This window comes from Ruegeria sp. AH7 (genome assembly GCF_056541325.1).
On record NZ_JBQFYF010000017.1, the window covers coordinates 1 to 1,104 of the forward strand.

The following is a 1,104-nucleotide window of genomic DNA, read 5'->3' on the forward strand; positions in this document are numbered from 1 at the left end:
CTTCGCCCCCCCGACCTCCTTTGGCCAAAGGGTAGCCACCCATGGCCGTCGCCGCGCTGGCTGCTGTGCCAGGTATGTTCAGCAGAATAGACGGGTAAGAGCCGCCGTAAATCGCGCCGACATAGGCCCCGAGCAAAGCGATAAGCGAATAGTCCAATGGGATCTTGTTGCCGAAAAATCCCGTCAGGATCGTCACTGCCAGCGTTGCGGTCAGGCCGGGCAATGCGCCGAACGTGATGCCTAGGAACACGGAAGCAATCAAATACGGATAGGTCAGCGGGTCCACTGCCAGACCAACGAATGCGGTCCCAAACCCAGCCAGTTGCGAAAGGATAAAGTCCATCCGGTCAGTCTTTCCATAACGGACGAAGCGTCACGTAGTAGTGGTATTCGATTTGCTTGAAGATCAGCCCCCCGCGCGCGGGCACGTTCTGTCGGAAAATAAAGGCCATCGCGCAAACGAGGATCAGCGGGGCCAGTATTGCGACGACTGGCACAAACCGCAAAACGCGTTCGGAAGCCGATTTGATCAACACCTCAAAGGATAGCTCACCGGTGAAACTGACGCGCACAACCCGCGCAGGGAACCCCGCAACCGTACCGTCCCGGAACGACATGAAGGGGAATGCCTCGGGCGACAGATCGATATCCGTACACAGCGCGAGCATGACATCGCGCGCGCGGGGTCCACAAATGGCGGCGTTGTTCCACTGGCTTGTCTCAGTTGTGATCATGACTTGCCAGTCAGGAAACTCGGTCTGAAGCAGCTTTTCCATGTGCTGGTTGACGGCGTCTGCATGGCCCGTTGAGGTCGAGATCATCCAGCGGTGCTGATCCAGCCGAAAGGCCACCCCGTCATCTATGATCAGACCGTCATCCGACAACATAAGACCATAGCGACCATCGCCGGGCTTCAGGCTGGACATGATGTTCGAATACAGAAAATCCAGAAAGCGCGGAGCATCGCGCCCTTTAAGCTCGAACGTGCCGAGCGGCGAACCGTCGTATACGCCAACGCCGTCACGCACCGCGCGGCATTCCCGGTTCACCGCCTCTTGCAGGCCCTCACCGGGTTTGGGAAAAAACCCCGGACGGCGCCATCGG

The 1,104-nt window shown here is 58.5% G+C and carries 1 protein-coding gene and 1 pseudogene; both read right to left on the minus strand.

The window, feature by feature from the left end:
* Positions 1-343 (minus strand): tripartite tricarboxylate transporter permease (locus ACR0JX_RS19685; protein ID WP_480545516.1); only part of this gene is annotated, 343 nt, incomplete at its 3' end.
* 4 nt (positions 344-347) lie between these two features.
* Positions 348-1,104: pseudogene (locus tag ACR0JX_RS19690) on the minus strand (hypothetical protein); the annotation flags it as partial.